Origin of the sequence: Streptomyces sp. NPDC015661 (genome assembly GCF_043077765.1) — a bacterium.
In the GTDB taxonomy this organism is placed as follows: Bacteria; Actinomycetota; Actinomycetes; order Streptomycetales; family Streptomycetaceae; genus Streptomyces.
The window spans coordinates 448065-468328 of record NZ_JBIBST010000002.1; the positions used below are offsets into that span (position 1 = coordinate 448065).

Here is a 20264-nt window from a genome sequence, read left to right on the forward strand (position 1 = left end):
CAGACAAGCACGAGCGGACCGCCGAGCTGGTCCCGGCCCCAGCTTCTGGCACGCGGCGGTCTCATGGCCTACCCGGCCTCGCCACGACAGCGCCCCAACACCCCTTCAGGTCTCATCACTTGCCTGTCGCTCAGCCTCGGCCGTCCAGGTGAGCCCTTCAAACGGACCCGGGCCTGACCGCCTTCCAGGGCCTGCAGCCGGATCGTCGGCGCGGTTCGCGCGTCCGGCGCCGCATCCGCGTGGAGGTGTCCGCCCCCGGGGCCCGGCATGACGATCGAGGAGCTTCCGCCGCGGCAGCGAGAGGCCGATGGCGAGGTCTCGGCGGTCGAGGCCTCCGGATTCCGCCGCACATGCCGGAGTCTCCGATTCCGAATTCTCGGCGCAGGCTTCGGCCTTCTCGGCACTCACGACAGTCCTGGAGGTCTCCGGCGAATTCGGCCGGTCAGAACCGGGCGGTTTACGCACTATCGCGACGTCGACGGGTGAACCAGCGGATGAATGGACTTCACTCACCATGTGTTCTAGCGCGCAACTGGTCCGGTATGTGAAGTCAGTTGACACACCATCACCTCCGTGACCAATAATCCCGACCGCCAGCGCCGAGGCGGGAGCAAAAGTTCCCCGTCGGCCGTATCGGCGCGCCCTGATTCCGCCCACGGGATGAGGCAAAAGGAAAGGGAAGGGCTTGAAAGTGAGATATGGGAGATTCGTCTCCTGCCTCGCGGTGTCCGCGTTGGCGAGCACCATGTTGCCACAAGTTGCCTACGCCGCACAGGTTTCGGACAGCGACGACAAGGGAATTAGCGAAGCCTTCAGTGGTTGGTTCTCGGGCGACGAGGAAGAAACCGGCCCCCAGGAGCCGCAGACCGGTGGTACCCCGGTGCTGCCGTCCCGCGAGAAGCTGCCGAAGGGCAAGGCTGCGGCCAAGCCGAAGCGCGTCGCGGAGCTGACCGGGAAGCGCACGGCGAACGCGCGGTACTGGCAGCTGTCCGACGGGCGGGTGCAGGCCGAGGTGTCGGCCGTCCCGACCGGGTATCGCGCGGGGAAGTCCTGGAAGGACATCGACCCGACGGTCGTCCCGTCCGACGCCAAGGGCTTCGACTTCGCCAACACCACGAACGCCGCCCGTAGCTGGTTCGGCTCGGACGCCGACCGGTTGCTGCGTTTCGAGGCCGGTGCCGGGCATGCGGTGACCCTCGGTCTCAAGGGAGCGGGACAGCTCGCGCCGGTCGCGGCCGGCGACACCGTCACGTACAAGGACGCGGTGTCCGGGGCCGACCTGTCGTACGTGGTCGGTCCGGGGCGAGTGAAGGAGAACATCGTCCTGGACGCGAAGCCGTCCGGTCAGGTCTCCTTCACGTTCACGCTGGACGCGGGCGGGTTAACCCCGCAGCAGAACAAGGACGGCTCCATCTCCTTCTTCGGTGAAGGGGCCGATCCGGTTCTGGTGATCCCGGCCGCGTTCATGACGGACGCGAAGAAGGACGCCAAGGCCGCGTACGGTTCCGCCTACAGCGCGAACGTCACGCAGAAGCTGACGCGCGCGGGCAAGGGCTGGGAGCTGTCGGTCACGCCCGACGCGAAGTGGCTCGCCGCCCCGGAGCGACAGTACCCGGTCACCATCGACCCGACGATCTCGATCGCTCCGACGCCGACGACGGCGCAGGACGTGATGATCTCGTCGGACGGTCCGACGACGAACTACAAGGACAACTGGCGTCTGTCGGTCGGCAACACCTCCACGGGTGCCTCGCGTGCGCTGATCCGGTTCCCGATCACGGGTGTTCCGGCGGGGACGAAGCTGGACTCGGCCGATCTGAAGCTGTGGTTCGACCAGTACCACACCACGGGTGACACCGAGGTCCAGCTGGAGGCGCACCGCGCCACCCAGGCATGGTCGGAGGACACCGCCACCTGGAACAGCGCGAACACCTTCACGGGTGAGCTGTCGGGCACGGCAGTGGTCGTGGACAACGGCGACGCCGGGCGTACCGCCGCCGTGGGTGCGTGGCCTGCGTCGGGGAACACGGCGTACACGCAGTACGCGGTGAACCAGACGTACATGTACAACAAGGATTCGGTCGCGGGTGACACGTACACCTGGCAGCCGAGTCTTCCCGAGGACGGCACCTACCAGGTCGAGACGCACTACGTCCCGGCCTCCGACCGTGCCACCAACGCCCCGTACACCGTCACCTACGACGGCGGGACGAAGGCCTACACCGTCAACCAGCAGGCCGGCACCACCGGCGTGTGGAAGACCCTCGGCTCGCACCCGTTCAAGGCGGGAACGCTCGGCAAGATCGCCCTCGGCGACGGGCCCGTCACGACCGCGACCTCCGTCATCGCCGACGCCGTCCGCTTCACCAAGGGCGGTGTGGTCACCAAGCAGCCCGGTGAGCTGAACACCTGGCACTCCTTCCCGGTGACCAAGACGGTCCAGCAGTGGATCGACGGCACGTACACGAACAACGGTTTCGTGATCAAGGCCGGTGACGAGTCCGCCAACGGACCCAAGGGCGGACCCCGTTACGAGGGCAGTGAGTTCGGATACGGCGGCGAGACCGCCAACTACCCCCGCCTCGTCCTCACCTTCGGCCGTCAGGGCGTCGACCTCTCCGCCCCGACGACGATCCACGACACCGGCGCGGAGCTGAACTGGTCCGCCTATCAGGACAAGGACCCCGTCGGCACCGGCGACGACATCGTCGAGTACCAGGTCCACCGTTCCATCAACCAGACCTTCACCCCCTCCGCCGCCACCCTCGTCGCCCCGGTCTCGTCCGGCACGACATCCTTCACCGACACCACGGCGGTGCCCACGAAGGGCGACGACCCCGACCCGTACGGCCGCGCGTACTACTACATGGTCGCGGTCAGGACGAAGGACGGGCAGGTCGTCGCCGCCCCCACCCAGCTCGTCCGCCTGCCGAAGGCCGGCCGGACGACCAAGGTGCTGACCGCGACGCAGGACACCACGTTGTCCTCGCTGCAGACCACCACCGCGCACGACACCATCGACGACGGCGGCGCGAAGAACTGGCTGTCCGTCGGCAACAACTCCGCCACCTACGACGACACCCGGGCCCTGCTGAAGTTCCCGGCCCTCGGCATCCCCACCACCGCCCGGGTCCTGGACGCCAAGGTCCGTCTGTGGTCGACCCAGACCGCCCAGGACACCACCGGTGCCGTCTACGAACTCCGGCCGCTGACGCGCGACTTCGACGAGTCCGCGACCTGGGTGAAGGCCGATGCCGCCACGAACTGGACCGCGCAGGGCGGTGACTTCGCTGCGTCCGTCGGTGACGTCGGGGCGATGACGAACGACCCGGCCCGTCACGACTGGAACATCACCTCGCTGGCCCAGTCCTGGGTGTCCACGCCTTCCTCCCAGAAGGGCGTGGCCATCAAGATGGCCGACGAGGTGGCGAAGCAGGAGCGGACCCTGTTCCTGTCGTCGGAGGGTGCCGAGCCGCGCCTCCAGCCGAAGATCGTGGTCACGTACATCGACTCGACCACCGAGTCGACGTACTACGCGCCGCAGACCCCGGCCCGTATGACGCCGAACAGCGACTACACGGTCGACTTCACCCTCACCAACACCACCGCCGCCAACTGGACTTCGGCCGATCACGTCCTCACCTACAAGTGGACGCTGCCCGACGGCACGGACGTCACCACCGGTGGCAACCAGGTCCAGACCGCTCTGCCGTCGAACGTCGTCCCCGGTGACAGCGTGGACCTCCAGGCCGTGGTGAAGACGCCGATCAACTCGGACAACGGCAACAAGCGCACGGACTACGTCCTGACCTGGGACGTCTACAACAAGACCGCCGGAACCTGGATCTCGGGCACCTCCGGCATCCCGGGTCTCGCGCAGAACGTGGCGGTGGAGGACCCGACCTCCAACCAGCTCGGCATGGAGAAGTTCTACTCCTACACCGGCAAGAACACCGGCGCCGGCTCGACCGTCATGAACAACCTGGCCTCGGGCAACAGCGTCTGGTCGTACAACGCGTTCACCAACCCCGGCCGCGGCCTCTCCACTTTCGCCCGGTTCGCTTACAACAGCCAGGACACCTCCGACACCGTCTCCGGATACGGCTGGTCCTTCCAGGCCTCCGGCCCGATCCGGCTCGGCGCGCCCTTGGAGTTCCACCCCAAGCCCAACCCGACCGAGATCCGTCTCCCCGACGGTGACGGCACCACGCACGTCTTCCGCTGGGACTCGGCCACGAGCTCCTGGAAGGCGCCGGCCGGTGTCCACTACAAGCTGGCCGCCAAGCCCGGTCTGGACTGCACCCCGCTGAAGGACCCGGTCCCGGACGCCTGGACGATGACCCGTCCCGACGGCACCCGCTTCCTGTTCGGCTGCGACGGCTACATGACCTCGGTCGTCGACAAGAACGGCAACACGCAGACGTACACCTACGAGGAACGCAAGTCGAACAACAAGCCGACCAAGTTCCTCAAGTACATCACCGACCCGGCCGGCCGGCAGTCGCTGACGATCGAGTACTACTCCAAGGCCGACAGCTCCAACCCGAAGATCATCGACCACATCAAGTCGATGACCGACATCTCGGGCCGCAAGGTCGCCTTCGAGTACTCCGACAAGGGCCTGCTCACCAAGCTCACCGACGGTGCCGGTTCCACCCAGCCGAAGGTCTTCGGCTTCGTGTACGACGCCACCCAGGGCAACAAGAACGTCAAGCTGGTCAAGGTCACCGACCCGCGCGGCAACGCCACCGACATGACGTACTACGCCCCGCAGAGCGGTGACGACCCGAAGTACCACTGGTGGACCAAGACGATCACCGACCGTCTCCAGGGCGCCACGGGCTACACCTACGCGGTGGACGCGGGCAATCCCAAGTTCACCGCCACCCGGGTCACCGACGCCGAGAACCACGCCACGGACCACGTCACCGACGACTTCGGCCGCCCCGTGCAGAACACCAACGCCAAGTCCGAGACCACCAAGCTGGCCTGGGACGCGGACAACAACGTCACGTACCTGGAGGAGGCCAACGGCGCCAAGACCGCGTACTGCTACGACCAGAAGACGGGCTACCCGCTCTGGCAGCGCGACGCCGAGGGCAACAAGGCCGGCGTTCCCGCGCAGAGCGAGTGCGCGGTGGGCACCTATCCCGCCGGCTCCGCTCAGTACACGTACCAGACGCGTGCCGACGGCTTCTCCGCCGACCTGACCGCCAAGACCTCCCCCCAGGGGCGGAAGTGGCAGTTCGGCTACGACACCTTCGGCAACCTGAAGACCGTCACGGACCCGAAGGGCGTCGCGACCACCGGCACCGCCGGTGACTACACCACGACGTACGAGTACGACTCCTACGGCCGGCTCACCAAGGCGATCGACGCCAACGGCAACTCGACCGTCAACAGCGGTTTCGGACCCACCGGCTACCCCACGCAGATCACGGACGCGCTGAACAACCCGACGTGGTTCGCCTACGACGACCGGGGCCAGGTCACCGAGGTCACCGACGCCCTGGGCAAGAAGACCACCCAGTCGTACGACGTCTTCGGCCGTACGCTGGGCCGGACCGTCCCGAAGAAGCAGGACCAGGGCACCCTCATCACCACGCCCGCGCCGGTCTACGACGCCAACGACAACATCGTCACGTCGACGGCGCCGAACGGAGCCGTCTCCACGGCCGTCTACGACGCCGTCGACCAGGTCGTCTCCGCCACGGCTCCGCAGGACACGACCACGTCGGGTGAGCGCCGGACGACCTACACGTACGACAAGGCCGGCAATCTCACCTCGACCACCGAGCCGAAGGGAACGCTGACCACCGGCGACCCGTCCGACTACCGCACGACGCGCACCTACGACGCGGTCAACCAGCTGACGTCCGTCGTCAACGCCTCCGGGCACAAGCTGTCCTACGAGTACGACAACGTCGGCAACCTCGTCACGGTCATCGACCCGAAGAAGAACGCGTCCGCCGATGCCACCGACTTCACCACCAGGACGGCGTACGACCTGAACCACCGGGTGACCTCGGTCACCGATGCCGCCGGCAAGACCACCAGGAAGGGCTACGACAAGGACTCCCTGGTCGTCTCCACGACGGACGCCGAGAACAACACCACGACCGTCGTCTACGACGAGCGCGGGAAGAAGCAGGAGGTCAAGGTCCCGTACGAGGGGACCACTTTCCGGACCACGAAGTACGAGTACGACCAGGTCGGCAACGCCACCAAGGTGATCAGCCCACGCGGCGTCGACACCGCCGCCGCCGACGACTTCACCACTGAGACCACCTACGACGCGCTGAACAGGGTGAAGCGGCAGATCCAGCCGTACGACCCGGCGGACGCCCGCTACAACAAGAAGGTCTGGACGGAGACGACGTACGACGAGGTCGGCCGGGTGAAGACCGTGTCGGCGCCTCCTTCCGAGGGGCAGACGGTCCGCAACGACACCGCGTACACGTACTTCGACAACGGATGGGTCGAGTCGTCCACCGACCCGTGGTCCATCGTCACCGGCTACGACTACAACGACCTGGGCAAGCAGACCGTGCGGACCCTGACCTCGGCGGGCGGCTCCTCGAACCGCACGATGACGTGGTCGTACTTCCCCGACGGCAAGCTCAAGTCCCGGTCGGACGACGGCGTGCCCGTCGGCAGCGCGGTGGTGCTCGTCGACAACTCGGACACGCAGAACACCACCGCGACCGGCACGTGGACGAAGGGCAGCATCAGCGGTCAGCACGGCTACGACCACCAGGTCCACGCCGCCGGCACCGGCACGGACGCCTTCACCTGGACGCTGAACATCCCGAAGGACGGCACGTACACCGCGTACGTGAAGTACCCGAAGGTCACCGGCGCGGCCACGACCGCGAAGTACACGGTCAGCCACGCGGGCGGCACCACGGACAAGGTGATCAACCAGGGCACCGGCGACGGCACCTGGGTCCCGCTGGGCTCGTACTCCTTCACCCAGAACGGTGCCGCGAAGCTCCAGCTGTTCCAGAACAGCGGCGGCGTGGTGGTCGCCGACGGCGTCAAGCTCGTCCGGAACACGTCCGGCGAGACCGACACCGAGAAGAACAGCTTCACGTACGGATACGACGTGAACGCCAACCTGACGTCGATCGACGACACCTCCTCCGGTGCCCGGATCGACACCTACGCGGTCGCCTACACGGGCCTCAACCAGGTCCAGAAGGTCACCGAGTCGGCGGACGGACAGGAGAAGAAGGCCACCTCCTTCACCTATGACCGCAACGGCCTGGCGGAGACGGTCACGCACCCCGACCAGTTCTCCACGTACACGTACGACCTGCGCGACCTCGTCGCGTCGGTGTCGGTCGGCACGTCCGCGACCGACGGCTCCCCGAAGGTCAGCTCGTACACGTACACCGCCCGCGGCCAGACGCTGAAGGAGACCAAGGCCAACGGGAACTCCGTCGACCACGCCTACTTCCTGGACGGGTCGGTGAAGACCCGCACCGAGAAGAAGGCGAACGGGACGCTCGTCTCCCAGCACACCCTGAGCTACGACGCCAACGGCAACCCGGCGCAGGACGTCGGCCGGAAGATGAGCGCGGACGCGGCGTCGACGTACATCGACGTCACCGCCGCTTACGTCTACGACCCCGTCGACCGCATCGCGAAGGTCACCAAGACCGGCACGAACGCGTCGACCGAGACGTACGTCCACGACGACAACGCCAACGTCGTCGCACAGACGGTCAAGGGAGTGTCGTCCAGCTTCACCTACGACCGTGACCGCCTGCTGTCGGCGACGATCTCCGGGGCTGTGGCGAACTACGACTACGACCCCTTCGGCCGCCTGGCGACGGTCACCGGCGGCGGCAAGGTGGTGGAGCGCAACACCTACGACGGCTTCGACCACGTGGTCGAGACGTCCAGGCTCAAGGGCGACGGCAGCCAGTCGGTCACGCAGTACGCCTTCGACCCGTTCGACCGCACGGCCAGCAAGACCGGCGGCGGCAAGACCACCACGTTCAACTACCTCGGTCTGTCGGCCGAGGTACTGAGCGAGGAGGTCGCGGGCGCGGTCACGGCCTCGTACCAGTACTCGCCCTGGGGCGAGCGGCTGTCCCAGCTCAAGAACCCGGGGGCCGGCGAGGAGCTGGGCGTGTACGGCTACAACGCGCGCGGCGACGTCGAGACCGTCACCACGGCGGCCGGCGACACCTCGGCGACGTACGGGTACACGGCCTACGGCAAGGACGAGGCGGGCGAGTTCACCGGCCGCGACAAGGCCGACCCGGACGACCCGGCCAAGGACGCGTTCAACCCGTACCGGTACAACGCCAAGCGGTGGGACGTCTCCTCGGGCACGTACGACATGGGCTTCCGGGACTACAAGCCCGAGCTCAACCGCTTCACCACCCGCGACATGTACAACGGCGCGCTCGCCGACATGCGTCTCGGTGCCGATCCGGTGACCGGGAACCGCTACGCCTTCACCGGCGGCAACCCGGTCGGCCGGGTGGAGCTCGACGGCCACGAGCCGGACTGCATGGGGTACAACAGCTTCACCTGCCCCCGGATGAACCAGGACACGGAGGAGCTTCCGTCCGGTCCGGGCGAGTGGGGCAACGGCTGGCAGCTGACCACGGACGACACCCCGTCCACCGAGAGCGACGAGCCGGCCCCGGCCCCGCAGCCCAAGCCCATACCGGCCTGGGAGAACTTCCTCGGCGGCGTGACCCACACGCTGCTGACCGGCTTCACCCAGGGCGGCCGCGACGGCGGCAGCACCGGCATCTGCGCCGGCATCGGCGGGTCCATGTTCGTCGGCTACGCGGAGCAGGGCTGCTTCATGGTCGTCCAGACCAGCAACGGCGACTACGACATCGGCTTCACCGAAAGCCATGGACCGGCCGTCGGTGACGGAGCCTCCGCAAGCATCGACATCGTCTGGAGCAATGCCGACAGCTTCAACCAGCTCGCCGGCTCCGGCGTCGGAGCCGATGCGTCGGTCGGCCCGCTGCTCGGCGTCCACGGCCTGTACAGCCGGGCGGTCAACTCCGCGGACGAATGGTCGTTCCCCACGGACTTCAGCAATCCGTGGGTGGTCAACAGCGACGGTGATCCCGTCTACACCGTCGGGGGCGGCGTCACCCTGGTGACCGGCGTCGACGTGGCCGGCGGAACCAGCTTCACCACCATCTACGGAGGAAGCGGCTGGTGACATGATTCCAGCCGCCCGGGTGCGGGTGCGGGCATGACCGGCACCCGCACCCGGGCGGCACCCCATCCGCACCATCCTGAGCGACGAATGGAGCACCATGTCCTACGACGGGGCATTCCTGTGGGGCCCGGCGAACTTCTCCGGACGGCCACCTGCGCGGCTGGTGGTGGAGGGCGTCGTCGTGGGCGTGGTGACGGCCGGTCTGGTCGCGGCTGCCGCGGTGACCGGCGTGTTGACCGGTTTCACGACGATCGGCACGGTGGTCGGGGCCGTCGTGGCCCTGGCCTCCGCCGTGTATCTCTTCTCGACGAACGCGGGGCGCGCCCTGGTCGGTGTGGTCGCCCTGGCCGGTGGCTTCCTCGCCTGGTGGATACCGGGCCAGACCGCGCAGGCCGTCCTGGCGGCGCGCGGCGAGAGCCGTACGGTGGTGGTGACCGAAGTCCACGTCCACCGCTACGAAGGACGGGACTACGTCAAGAACTCGTGTTCCGTGCGTCTTCCCGACGGCGCCCCGGTCCCGACCGAAGCCTGGCGCAGCTGCGGCGCCGACGCCCACCCGGGCCAGCGGCTCACGATGGTCTTCGACCCGGAGGGCGCCGTCCCCCCGACCGACCGCGTCCTTCCCTCCTCGGCCGCGACAGCCCTCGCGGGGCCGGCGGCGGCCGGTCTGGCGCTCGCGGCACTGTGCTGCGTCGCGGTGATCCGTTCCCAGCCATGAGAAGAGGGAGAAGCATGCGACGTGCCGCTGCGGGAAGCAGGGGGCGGTTGGCAGGGCTGTGCGTGGCGTTGGTGCTGCTGACGGGCTGCGGGCCCGCGGGAGCTGCTCCCGCGGAGGACGACGGGCCCGCACAGGACCGGCCCACGGCTCCCTCGGGGGAGCGAACGGCTCAGACGGCGTTCGACCTGCTCCGCGACACGGACGCGCTGCGCCTGTCCCTGACGATCCGCTCACCCCGTGGACGGTCCGTGATCTCCGTGCACGCCGACCGGGACGGCAACTGCACGGGCTCCTTCGACCTGGGACCGATGCAGCGCGGAGAGATCATCAGGATCGCGGGCGAGGGCGTGTCGTACATCCGCTACACCGATGCCGCGCTCGCGGAGATGCGCGCGGCGGCCGCCCGCCGCGGTCCCGAGGCCGCGGCTCGTGCGAACGAGAACACGGCTCGGGCGCGCGGCAAGTACCTGAAGCTCCCCGCGATCTCCACCGCGTTGAAGGACCAGTGCGACGTGGACAAGGCGCTGTCGACCGTTCCCCGGAACGGAGCGGGTGTCCGGCGAGACCCCGTCGTCGTCCATGCCGGTGAGCGACTCGTCCCGCTGCGCGGTCCCGAGGGGAACGAGGGCCTGGTCATCTACGTGGCCGCCCAGGGGAAGCCCTACATCCGGTTCTTGGAAGGAGCGTCCCAGGGTTCCGAGATCAGCATCTCGTTCGCCCAGTACGGCGAGCCGGTGAACGCGGCAGCGCCCCCGGCCGACGCGGTCCTCGACATGGAGAAGGGCGGCGAGGAGCTGCTCGGCGCCTGAGGAGGGCCGCGCTCACGGCGAAGTGCCGCGGGGTACGACGTCCGGGCGGCTCCGCGCGGCAGTGCCGTTCCGCCGTGCCCGCGTTCACGGCGAGTGCCGCGGTACCACCCCTGGGCGGCTCCGCGCGGCAGTGCCGTTCCGCCGTGCCCGCGTTCACGGCAGGGTGGCGGCCCCCACGCGGTTGCGGAGCGTGCCGATGTGCTCCACCTCGACCTCGACGACATCGCCGGGGCGCAGATGGCGGCCGGAGAACACGCCCGCGCCGCGCGGTGTGCCGGTGAGGATCACGTCTCCGGGTTCGAGGGTCTGGTAGCGGGAGAGGGAGGAGATGAGCTCGGCCACGTCGTGGATGAAGCTGCTGGTGCGGTCGTCCTGGCGCACGTCACCGTTGACCAGGGTGCGCAGCCGCAGGTCGAACGGCGCGGTGAACTCGTCCGGGGTGACCAGGCAGGGGCCGAGAGGTTTGAAGGTGTCGAAGCTCTTGGCCACGCCGATGGACGCGGTCGGATCGCCCGACATCGCACGCTGCTGGATGTCGCGCGCGGAGACGTCGTTGGCGATGGTCAGTCCGGCGATGTGGCGCGCGGCCTCGGCGGTGGAGACCGCGCTCGCAGACCGGCCGATCACGACGGCCAGCTCGCCCTCGTAGTCGACCTGGTCGGCCGCGACGGCGGGGAGGCGGATGTCGTCGCCCGGTGCGACGACCGCGGATCCGGCGACCACCTGGAAGTTCGGCTCAGCGGGCAGGGCGATGTCGGGCCGCCCCATCGCGGCGAGCATCTCCAGGGCCTCCTCCGCGTGGCTGGGGTAGTTGAGGCCGACGATCAGGATCTTCCCGGGCCGGGGCACGGGGGCGTGTACCCGGATCTCGTCGAGGGCGATCCGCCGGACGACCGCCGCCGCGCGCGCGGCGTCGATACCCGGTCCGCGCAGCAGGGCGCCGAGGTCGGCGAAGGGAAGGTCGAGTACGGAGAGTTCGCCGGGGCTCTCCTCCCTGGCGATGCCCAGGGCTGTGCTGTACAGGCGCATCACGGACTCCTTCGGGTTGGGGGGCGTTCTCTTGTTCACCAGTCAAGAGATTTCTTGTTTCCAAGTCAAGAGCCCGTGGGTCGTCGAGTCACCGATCCCGGGTGCAGACGTCGAGGGCCGGGATGTGCCGCCTAGGCTGGGTTGCTATGCCAAGGAACCGCCAACAGATCCCCAAAGCCGAGCGCGAGGCCGTCCTGGTCGACAGCGCCTGGGAGCTCTTCGCCGCCAAGGGATACAAGGGGACCAGCCTGACCGAGGTCGGAAAGGCGGCCGGCGTGGCGGCCAACGCCGTCCGCTGGTACTTCCCGACCAAGGACGACCTGTTCGCCGCCACGCTGGACCGCCTCTTCCTACGCGAGCGGGAGCGCGTGGAGACCGATCCCGCGATCGGAGACGATCCGCAGCGGCAGCTGGTGACGTTCCTCGCCGACCTGGAGGCGTATCGAGGGCTGCACCGGGAGGCGTACGACCGCATGGACGCGTCGCCCGCCCTCGCCGAGGTCTACGCGCGCATGAGGGACTGGCTGGAGGGACGCCTGCTCGCGGCCGTCGCGAACCGGCTGCCCGAGGGGGTCGACGTCGCACCCGTGGCGGACATGGCCCATGTGCTCTTCGAGGGACTGCTCGTCAGCGCCCGGGGCCTGGACCGGCCGACCGGAGAGTTCATCGACCTCCTCGTGGAGGCGCTGACAGCGGTCGCGTCGGCACGCTGACACCGTTCTCTTGACTGCCATACAAGAGGTGCCTAAAGTCCTCTTGTATGGCAGTCAAGAGATGGCTGTCGTGCCCTCGATCAGGAGGTCGCCACCCATGGCTTCTCCAGGCAAACTCGCCCACATCGTCCTGCGCACCGGCCGTCTGTCGCCCATGACCGACTGGTACGTGCGCGTCCTCGAAGGCCGCGTCACCTTCGCCAACGAGGCCCTCGCCTTCCTGACCTACGACGACGAGCACCACCGTGTCGCGCTGGTCGCCACCGGAGCGTCCGAGCGCCCGACGGACGCGCACACCGGTCTGCACCACGCAGCGTTCACGTACAGCACGCTCGGGGATCTGCTCGGCACGTACCAGCGGCTGAAGAAGGACGGCATCCTGCCCTTCTGGTGCATCAACCACGGTCCGACCACCTCGATGTACTTCGCGGACCCCGACGGCAATCACATCGAGCTCCAGATCGACAACTTCGCCACCGAAGCGGCCCTCGACGAGTGGTTCCGGTCCGGAGCCTTCGAAGCCAATCCGATCGGGGTCGAGTTCGACCCGGACGACCTGGTGCGCCGCTTCGACTCGGGTGAGCCCTTCGCCGAGCTGGTCAGGCGCGCATGACCGACATCGACGCCCCCGTCGTCATCGTCGGAGCCGGCCCCGTGGGGCTCGCCACCGCGCTCGTCCTGGGCCGGCACGGCGTCCGCAGCATGGTCTTCGAGCGGTACGACGGGATCAATCCGCACCCCCGGGCCCATGTCGTCAACACCAGGTCCATGGAACTGTTCCGCGCCTGGGGCATCGCGGACGCCGTCCGAGCGGACGCGGCCGACCCGTCCTGGGCCGGCACCATCCTGTGGAAGCAGACCCTCGCCGGGGAACCACTGGGCCGCATCGACCTCGTCGAAGGCCCGCAGGAACAGCTCCTGCGACGGATCCACGCCTCGGCCGAGCAGCTCACGTCCTGCGCCCAGGACCGTGTGCAGCGACACCTCCTCGACGCGGTCCTCGCCCAGGGCATGGCCACGGTGCACTACGGCACCACCGTCGTGGAGGTGACGGACCTCGGCGATCGCGTCGACGTCACCGTGGAAGGCATCGGCGGGCGGCAGATCCTGCGCACCTGTTACGCCGTGGCGGCGGACGGGGCGACCGGGGGCCTGCGTGACACGCTCGGCATCGGCGTGGACGGCTCCCCCGTTCTCGGCCACCAGTTGAACATCTACTTCCACGCCGATCTCTCCCCGTGGATGGGAGGGGATCCCGCTCTGTTGGTCTGGCTGATCAACAGCGCCTCCCCGGGACTCCTCATCGGGATGGACGGCGTTCGCCGGTGGACCTTCCAGCGGAGCTTCGACCCGGCCGTCGAATCACCGCGGGACTACCCGCCCGAACGGTGTGCCCGGATCATCCAGGAGGCCGTCGGAGCCACCGAACTCGACGTGGACATCCGCTCCGTGGGGCCGTGGACCATGACGGCACGGACCGCCGCGACGTACCGCAGCGGCCGTGTGTTCCTCGCGGGCGACGCGGCGCACCAGTTCCCGCCGACAGGCGGCCTGGGGATGAACAGCGGCCTCGCCGACGCGGACAACCTCGGCTGGAGACTCGCCGCCGTGCTGAAGGGCGGCGCCTCCGACGCCCTGCTCGACGGGTACGAGCGGGAGCGCCGTCCCGTCGCCGTCGACAACGCCCGCCACAGCGTGCTCAACGCCCTCAGGATGGCCGAGGTCGGGATCGGGCCCGAAACGACCAGGATCGCCTCCCGCCTCGAAAGCCCCGACCCGACGGTGGCCGCGGCGGAGCGCCGACGCATCGCGGAGGCCATTCCGCCACAGCGCCCGCACTTCGACGCGCTCAACCAGGAGATCGGGTACGTCTACGGGGCGGCCCGGCACGACGGCGGCGCCCCGCACTCGGCCACCGACTACACACCGATCGCCGCACCCGGAGCACGACTGCCGCACGCCTGGATCGAACGTGCCGGGGAACGGGTGTCCACCCACGACCTCCTCATACCGGGCTTCACCCTCATCACGGGGCCCGAGGGCACGGACTGGGCAGATTCCCTCGCGGAGACCGGGGAGGAGGTGGTGAAGCGGACCGTCGTCATCGGCAGGGACGTCACCAGCCCGGACGGCTCCTGCCTCGAGCTGCTCGGGATCGGTGAGAACGGAGCCCTTCTCGTCCGGCCGGACGGTCACATCGCGTGGCACAGCTCCGAGGGATCATCCCCTGGCTCCGCGCTCGCCGCCCTGCTCAACGCCACCGAGCAGGCCGCCTAGGTCCTGTCGTCGTCCTGCCGTCGTCGTCCCGCCGTCGCCCCACCGTCGTCGCCCCGGAGGACGGCCGCGCGCCGTCCGCTGCGTGGGACCGCCAGGCGCCGGAGCGGCCTCGCGGCGGAGCTGCCGGGCCGCTACGGCGACGCCGCGACCGTACGTACCGGATGTGCTGCACGGCAGGCGGCAGTTCGACGGAAACGGGGCCTGGCCCCGCACGGCACCCCTGTGGAGCGCCGGTCCGCGTGCCCGGCGCTCGCACGGGCCTTCAGTCCTGGCCTCTTGTCCCGGTCGGTGGCACGGGCCGTCCGCCGGCAGACCCTGGCTCGGCGTCCTCTTCACCGCAGCGTTCGACGTGCCCGCCAGAAAGCCGGAGCCCGGCGGCCTCAACCTGCGACGCTGCCACGCCTGCCACGCCTGCCACGCCTGCCTGGCGGCCTGTGCCGCTGTTCCGGCCGACGCCGACCGGGACCGGACCAGACCCGGGAACGAGACCGGGACAGGGACCGGGACCGGCCTGTGCCGACCTGTGATGACTGACGGCGACCAGTGCGGACCGGCGCAGGCCCACGTCGGCCATCCGCGACCAGTGCGGACCGGCACACACCCGCGCCGCCCGCCGGCGATCACAGCCCCCCGTACCGACACACGCCCCGCGGCCGAGCCCTGCCGGCACGGCCGTATCGGGCGCCCGCCCCCGCCGCACGGGGCCGACTCCTCGTCCGCCCCCGCGGCCGCACATGCCCCACCCGGAGGAACACAGTGGTGACCCACCAGCAAGCAACAGCCTCCCGCCCCACGCTTCAGGATCGATACCTACGCGAAGAAGGCGTCGTTCACCTCACCGGCATCCAGGCCCTCGCCCGCCTGCCGCTCGACGTCCGCCGCGGCGACCGACGCGAGGGCCGCGACACCGCGGCGTTCGTCTCCGGATACGAGGGCTCGCCGCTCGCGGGATACGACATGGAACTCGCGCGATGCGGCCCCCTCCTCGACGAGTACGACATCGTCTTCCGCCCGGGCGTCAACGAGGAACTCGCGGCGACGGCCGTCCAGGGCACCCAACTCGCCTCGGCGCAGCCGGACAAGCGTGTCGACGGTGTCACAGCGCTCTGGTACGGCAAGTCCCCTGGTCTCGACCGCGCTTCGGACGCCATCCGGCACAACAACCTCATGGGCACGCACCCGAACGGCGGCGCAGTGGCCCTGGTCGGCGACGATCCCGCCGCCAAGTCGTCGACCGTCCCCGGCGCCTCCGAACTGCTCCTCGCCGATCTGGGTCTGCCCACGCTCTACCCGTCCGACCCGCAGGAAGCCCTCGACTTCGGGCTGCACGGTGTGGCGATGTCCCGCGCATCCGGACTGTGGGTGGCGCTGAAGATCGTGACGGCCGTCGCCGACGGTTCCGGCACCGTCGACGTGAGCGCCGGACGGGTGTCACCGGTCGTTCCGGACCTCACGGTCGACGGAGTGCCGTACCGCCACACCGTAGGCAGCCGGATGGTCCAGCCGGCCCTCGGCGATCTGGAACGCAGCCGGGACGGCGCGCGGCTGGAGATCGCCCGTCGCTACGCCGCCGCCAACGACCTCAACCGGATCACGCGAACGGGCCCCGACGACCGCATCGGCATCGTCGCTGCGGGCAAGACCTTCCTCGACCTCCGGCAGGCCCTGCGCGTCCTCGGACTCGACGACGCGGAACTGGAGCGCCGCGGTGTGCGCCTGCTGCACCTCGGCATGATCCACCCGCTGGAGCCCACGGTCGTCGAACGGTTCGCCCGGGGACTGCGCCACATCGTTGTCGTGGAGGAGAAGCGGCCACTCGTCGAGGCGGCTCTCAAGGACCTGCTCTACGGCCGGAACGACCAGCCGTCCGTGTCCGGCAAGCGCGCACCCGACGGCTCGGCCCTGTTTCCCCTCGACGGAGAACTCGATCCCGACACCGTCGCCGCACGGCTCGCTCCCCACCTGAGCGAGTTGGGTGAATTCCCCACCGTACAGAGCTGGTTGGAGATGAGGCGGGCAACGACCCAGCGTAAGACCCTCCCCCTTCTGCCCTTGCTCACCCGCACCCCCTACTTCTGTTCCGGTTGCCCCCACAACCTCTCGACCAAGGCCCCCGAGGGCACCGCCGTCGGAGCCGGGATCGGCTGCCACGCCATGGTCACGCTCATGGCGCCCTCCCAGGCCGGGGACGTGATCGGCATGACCCAGATGGGAGGCGAAGGCGCCCAGTGGATCGGCATGCAGCCGTTCCTGGAACGGGATCATCTGATCCAGAACCTCGGTGACGGCACCTTCCACCACTCCGGCAGCCTCGCCATCCGCGCCGCGGTCTCCGCGGGGGTGAACGTCACCTACAAGCTGCTCTACAACTCGGCCGTGGCGATGACCGGCGGCCAGCAACCCGTCGGCGTCATGCCCGTGCCCGCGATCGCCCAAGGCCTCCTGGCGGAGGGCGTCAAACGCATCATCGTGACGACCGAGGACGTCAAGCGGTATCGGAGGGTCACCCTTCCAAAAGGCGTCGTCGTCTGGGACCGGGCCCGTCTGACCGAGGCCCAGGAGGTGCTCGCCAGGATCCCCGGCGTCACTCTGCTCCTCCACGATCAGGAATGCGCGACGGAACTCCGACGCAAGCGCAAGCGCGGCCTCGCGCCCGCACCCACCGAGCGCGTGGTGATCAACGAGCGGGTGTGCGAAGGGTGCGGCGACTGCGGACAGCAGTCCAACTGCCTCTCCGTGCAGCCCGTCGACACCGAGTTCGGCCGCAAGACCCGGATCGACCAGTCCTCGTGCAACACGGACTACGCCTGCCTGGTGGGCGACTGCCCCTCCTTCCTCACCGTCGTCCCCGCCGGCGGAAAGCCCGCCTTCACCCCCGTCCCGATGCCGGACGACGCCGCCCTGCCCGATCCGGCGCTTCTCGTACCGGCGTCCCACACCACCCGGATCACCGGCGTCGGGGGCTCCGGCGTGGTCACCCTCGCCCAGATCCTCAGCACCGCGGCTTCGCTCGCGGGTCGGCACGTCCGGGCCCTCGACCAGACCGGCCTGGCCCAGAAGGGCGGGGCGGTCGTCTCCGACATCAAGATCACGAAGGAGGCGACCGAGCAGGCCGGCAAAGCGGCCCTGGACGAGTGCGACCTCTACCTCGGCTGTGACCTGCTTGTCGCGGCCGATCCCGGACAGCTGACTGCGGCCGCCCCGGCGCGAACAGTGGCGGTCGTCTCCACGGCCGAGGTCCCGACCGGACAGATGGTGATCGACCCGGAGATCTCGTTCCCGCCCGCCGGACTGCTCAAGGAGCGGATCCGTGCCGGGTCCAAAGACGCAGTCTTCCTCGACGCGCGCCGGCTCGCCAACGACCTGCTGGGTGAGGACCAGTTCGCCAATCTCCTGCTCACGGGCGCGGCCTACCAGACCGGCGGGCTGCCGCTGCCGGCCCGTGCCATCGAGCAGGCCATCACCCTCAACGGCGTGAAGGTCGAGGCCAACCTCAAGGCGTTCCGACTCGGCCGCCAGGCCGTCGCCGACCCCGAGGCCTTCGCTCGTCTCCTGAACGGACGGGCCGCCGCACCGAAGCCGGGGCGCGGCCCGTCCGCCGACGCCCTGCGCACCCTCGAACTGGTCGGGGCCGCCGCCGAGTCGGAGCTCGCCCGGCTCCTGGCGGTCCGGGTGCCGGACCTCATCGCGTACCAGGACTCCGCCTACGCGGCGAGGTACGCACGCTTCGTCGAGCAGGTACGGCAAGCGGAGAGCGAGCGCGTCCCCGGCTCGACCGCACTCGCCGAGGCCGTCGCCCGGCACCTGCACAAGCTGATGGCGTACAAGGACGAGTACGAGGTGGCCCGTCTCTCCCTCGACCCGGAGGTCGAGCGGGAGGTGAAGGCCCGCTTCGGGGACGGGGCGCGGATCTCCTACCGTCTCCATCCGCCCGTACTGCGCGCACTCGGAATGACGCGCAAGATCGAACTCGGCCCTTGGTTCAAGCCCGCCTTCCAGGCACTCGCCGCGATGCGCAGGCTCCGAGGCACCCGCCTGGACCCCTTCGGAGCGGCACGCGTGCGGCGTACGGAACGGGCCCTGGTCGTCGAGTACGAGGCCACGATCACCGAGGTCTGCCGGACTCTCGACGAGGACGGCCACGGCTTGGCCGTCGAGATCGCCTCGCTGCCCGACCTCGTGCGTGGCTACGAGGAGATCAAGATGGCGTCGGTGGCGCGATACAGGGCCCGATCCGCGGAACTCGTCGGCCGGCTCACCTCGGAACGGAAGCGCACGGGCACCGGCGCGGCGGCAACCGGAGAGGTGGGCTGAGCGCGGCCCTCCTGGTGACCTACGGACCGGCCCTCAAGACCGGGGTTGTCCGACGGGCGCCCGGAATGCCGGTCGACGCAGCCGAAATGCGTACGTTGCGGGGCATCGAACCGCCCCGCAGCGGAGCGCGGTGCAGCCGGTACCGGTCCGACTACCGAGGCCCGCCCGCTGCGCGGGAGGGGTGCAGGGCCCGGTTGAGCGCGCTCATGCGGTAGCCGGTGATGCCGGTGACGAGTTCGGCGTCGGGGGCGAGCAGTTCGCCGGCGTGGACCCCTCCTGGGTAGACATGGAGTTCGACGGGGACGCCGGCCCGCATCAGCCGGTTGGCGTTGATGAGGTCTTCGTCGCGGAAGAGGTCGAGGTCGCCGACGTCGAGATACGTGGGCGACAGTCCGCTGAGGTCGTCGGCGCGGGCGGGGCGGCGTAGGAGCTGACGCGGTCGGTGCCGAACCTGTCGCCCAGGAGGGCCTGCCAGCCCTGGAGGTTGGCGGCCCGGTCCCAGATGCCGATGTCGGTGATCTCATACCTCGCCGGTGTCGCATTGCGGTCGTCGAGCATCGGACAGGGCAGCATGTGGAAGGCCAGGGCCGGGCCTCCGCGGTCGGGGGCGAGCAGGGCGACGCCGGCGCCCGGTTCATCGCCTCGTACCCCGCCACTGGACGCCTTCCGCCTTCGACGGCGAGCGGCAGATGCCTTCGCCCATTCGTTTAAGGCCCGGTCAACCGCAGGTACCACCACGGCCGACTCGGCGGGTCGAACCACTCGTTGCCCAACCGTTCCGACGCAAACGGATCCGGCAACGTACGCCGCTCGAACTCCGCGTCGAGCCGGGTCACGATCTGCCGCATTTCGCGGCGCGCGGCGGACGGCAGCGCATCAAGCACGGCCTGCAGGTTGTCTCGACTGCCCAACACATCGTGGCACGGGCAATTCGCCAACGGCACATAGAGCCACCGACCAGGCCGGCGCAAGAACTGCTCGTACTGGCCGAGCGCCTCACTCAAGAAGCCGGGCCAAAACCTGCGAGCCTCAAGGCGCCGGACAGCAGCCTGGGCACTTCGTCGCAGGCCTCGGACCTGACTGAACTGTCGGGACTGACCCCGCATCGACCGCGTCTGGGCGCGCACGGCGCCGGGCGACTTACGCGGCATCGCCCCTTTGGATCAACGTCATGGCGCCATCCTGCCGTGCCACAGGAAGACCCA

The 20264-nt window shown here is 69.3% G+C and carries 11 protein-coding genes; 7 read left to right on the forward strand and 4 right to left on the reverse strand.

Annotated elements, in window-relative coordinates; translation table 11 throughout:
• Positions 1 to 745 precede the first annotated feature (745 nt).
• From ACF07V_RS06700 to ACF07V_RS06710, 3 genes are all read left to right on the forward strand, one after another.
• A complete protein-coding gene (locus ACF07V_RS06700; RefSeq protein WP_392151782.1) occupies positions 746 to 9199 on the forward strand; it encodes a DNRLRE domain-containing protein in 8454 nt (2817 codons plus the stop codon).
• 97 nt (positions 9200 to 9296) lie between these two features.
• On the forward strand, positions 9297 to 9917 hold the full coding sequence (locus ACF07V_RS06705) for a hypothetical protein (RefSeq protein WP_392151784.1): 621 nt from the start codon (positions 9297 to 9299) through the stop codon (positions 9915 to 9917).
• Between the two features lie 62 nt (positions 9918 to 9979).
• Positions 9980 to 10726, forward strand: a complete 747-nt coding sequence (locus tag ACF07V_RS06710) for a hypothetical protein (protein WP_392151786.1) — start codon at positions 9980 to 9982, stop codon at positions 10724 to 10726.
• Between the two features lie 153 nt (positions 10727 to 10879).
• Here the strand turns inward: ACF07V_RS06710 and ACF07V_RS06715 are convergent, their stop codons facing one another.
• Positions 10880 to 11755: a fumarylacetoacetate hydrolase family protein gene (locus ACF07V_RS06715; protein ID WP_392151788.1), complete on the reverse strand. Its 876-nt coding sequence runs from the start codon at positions 11753 to 11755 to the stop codon at positions 10880 to 10882.
• Positions 11756 to 11901: 146 nt separating this feature from the next.
• Between ACF07V_RS06715 and ACF07V_RS06720 the strand changes: the two genes are divergently transcribed.
• The 4 genes from ACF07V_RS06720 to ACF07V_RS06735 all read left to right on the forward strand — a co-directional run bounded on the left by ACF07V_RS06720 (position 11902) and on the right by ACF07V_RS06735 (position 19059).
• Entirely contained in the window at positions 11902 to 12468 is a 567-nt protein-coding gene (locus ACF07V_RS06720) for a TetR/AcrR family transcriptional regulator (protein WP_392151790.1), read from the forward strand.
• A gap of 97 nt (positions 12469 to 12565) precedes the next feature.
• Complete coding sequence (locus tag ACF07V_RS06725) at positions 12566 to 13081, forward strand: VOC family protein (RefSeq protein WP_392151792.1); 516 nt, start codon at positions 12566 to 12568, stop codon at positions 13079 to 13081.
• The gene (locus ACF07V_RS06730; protein ID WP_392151794.1) at positions 13078 to 14745 is read left to right on the forward strand and encodes an FAD-dependent monooxygenase; all 1668 of its coding nucleotides are present in this window, start codon (positions 13078 to 13080) and stop codon (positions 14743 to 14745) included. Before ACF07V_RS06725 ends, ACF07V_RS06730 begins: the two co-directional genes overlap by 4 nt.
• A gap of 759 nt (positions 14746 to 15504) precedes the next feature.
• Positions 15505 to 19059 carry an indolepyruvate ferredoxin oxidoreductase family protein gene (locus tag ACF07V_RS06735; protein ID WP_392151795.1) on the forward strand — a complete coding sequence of 1185 codons (3555 nt, stop codon included), beginning with the start codon at positions 15505 to 15507 and terminating at the stop codon, positions 19057 to 19059.
• 151 nt (positions 19060 to 19210) lie between these two features.
• On the opposite strand, the gene ACF07V_RS06740 is transcribed toward ACF07V_RS06735, so the two are convergent.
• From ACF07V_RS06740 to ACF07V_RS06750, 3 genes are all read right to left on the reverse strand, one after another.
• Positions 19211 to 19450 (reverse strand): alpha/beta hydrolase, encoded by a 240-nt coding sequence (locus tag ACF07V_RS06740; protein WP_392152373.1) that lies wholly within the window; start codon positions 19448 to 19450, stop codon positions 19211 to 19213.
• Positions 19375 to 19617: a hypothetical protein gene (locus ACF07V_RS06745; protein ID WP_392151797.1), complete on the reverse strand. Its 243-nt coding sequence runs from the start codon at positions 19615 to 19617 to the stop codon at positions 19375 to 19377. Before ACF07V_RS06745 ends, ACF07V_RS06740 begins: the two co-directional genes overlap by 76 nt.
• Positions 19618 to 19766: 149 nt before the next feature.
• Positions 19767 to 20063 carry a hypothetical protein gene (locus tag ACF07V_RS06750; protein ID WP_392151799.1) on the reverse strand — a complete coding sequence of 99 codons (297 nt, stop codon included), beginning with the start codon at positions 20061 to 20063 and terminating at the stop codon, positions 19767 to 19769.
• Positions 20064 to 20264 lie beyond the last annotated feature (201 nt).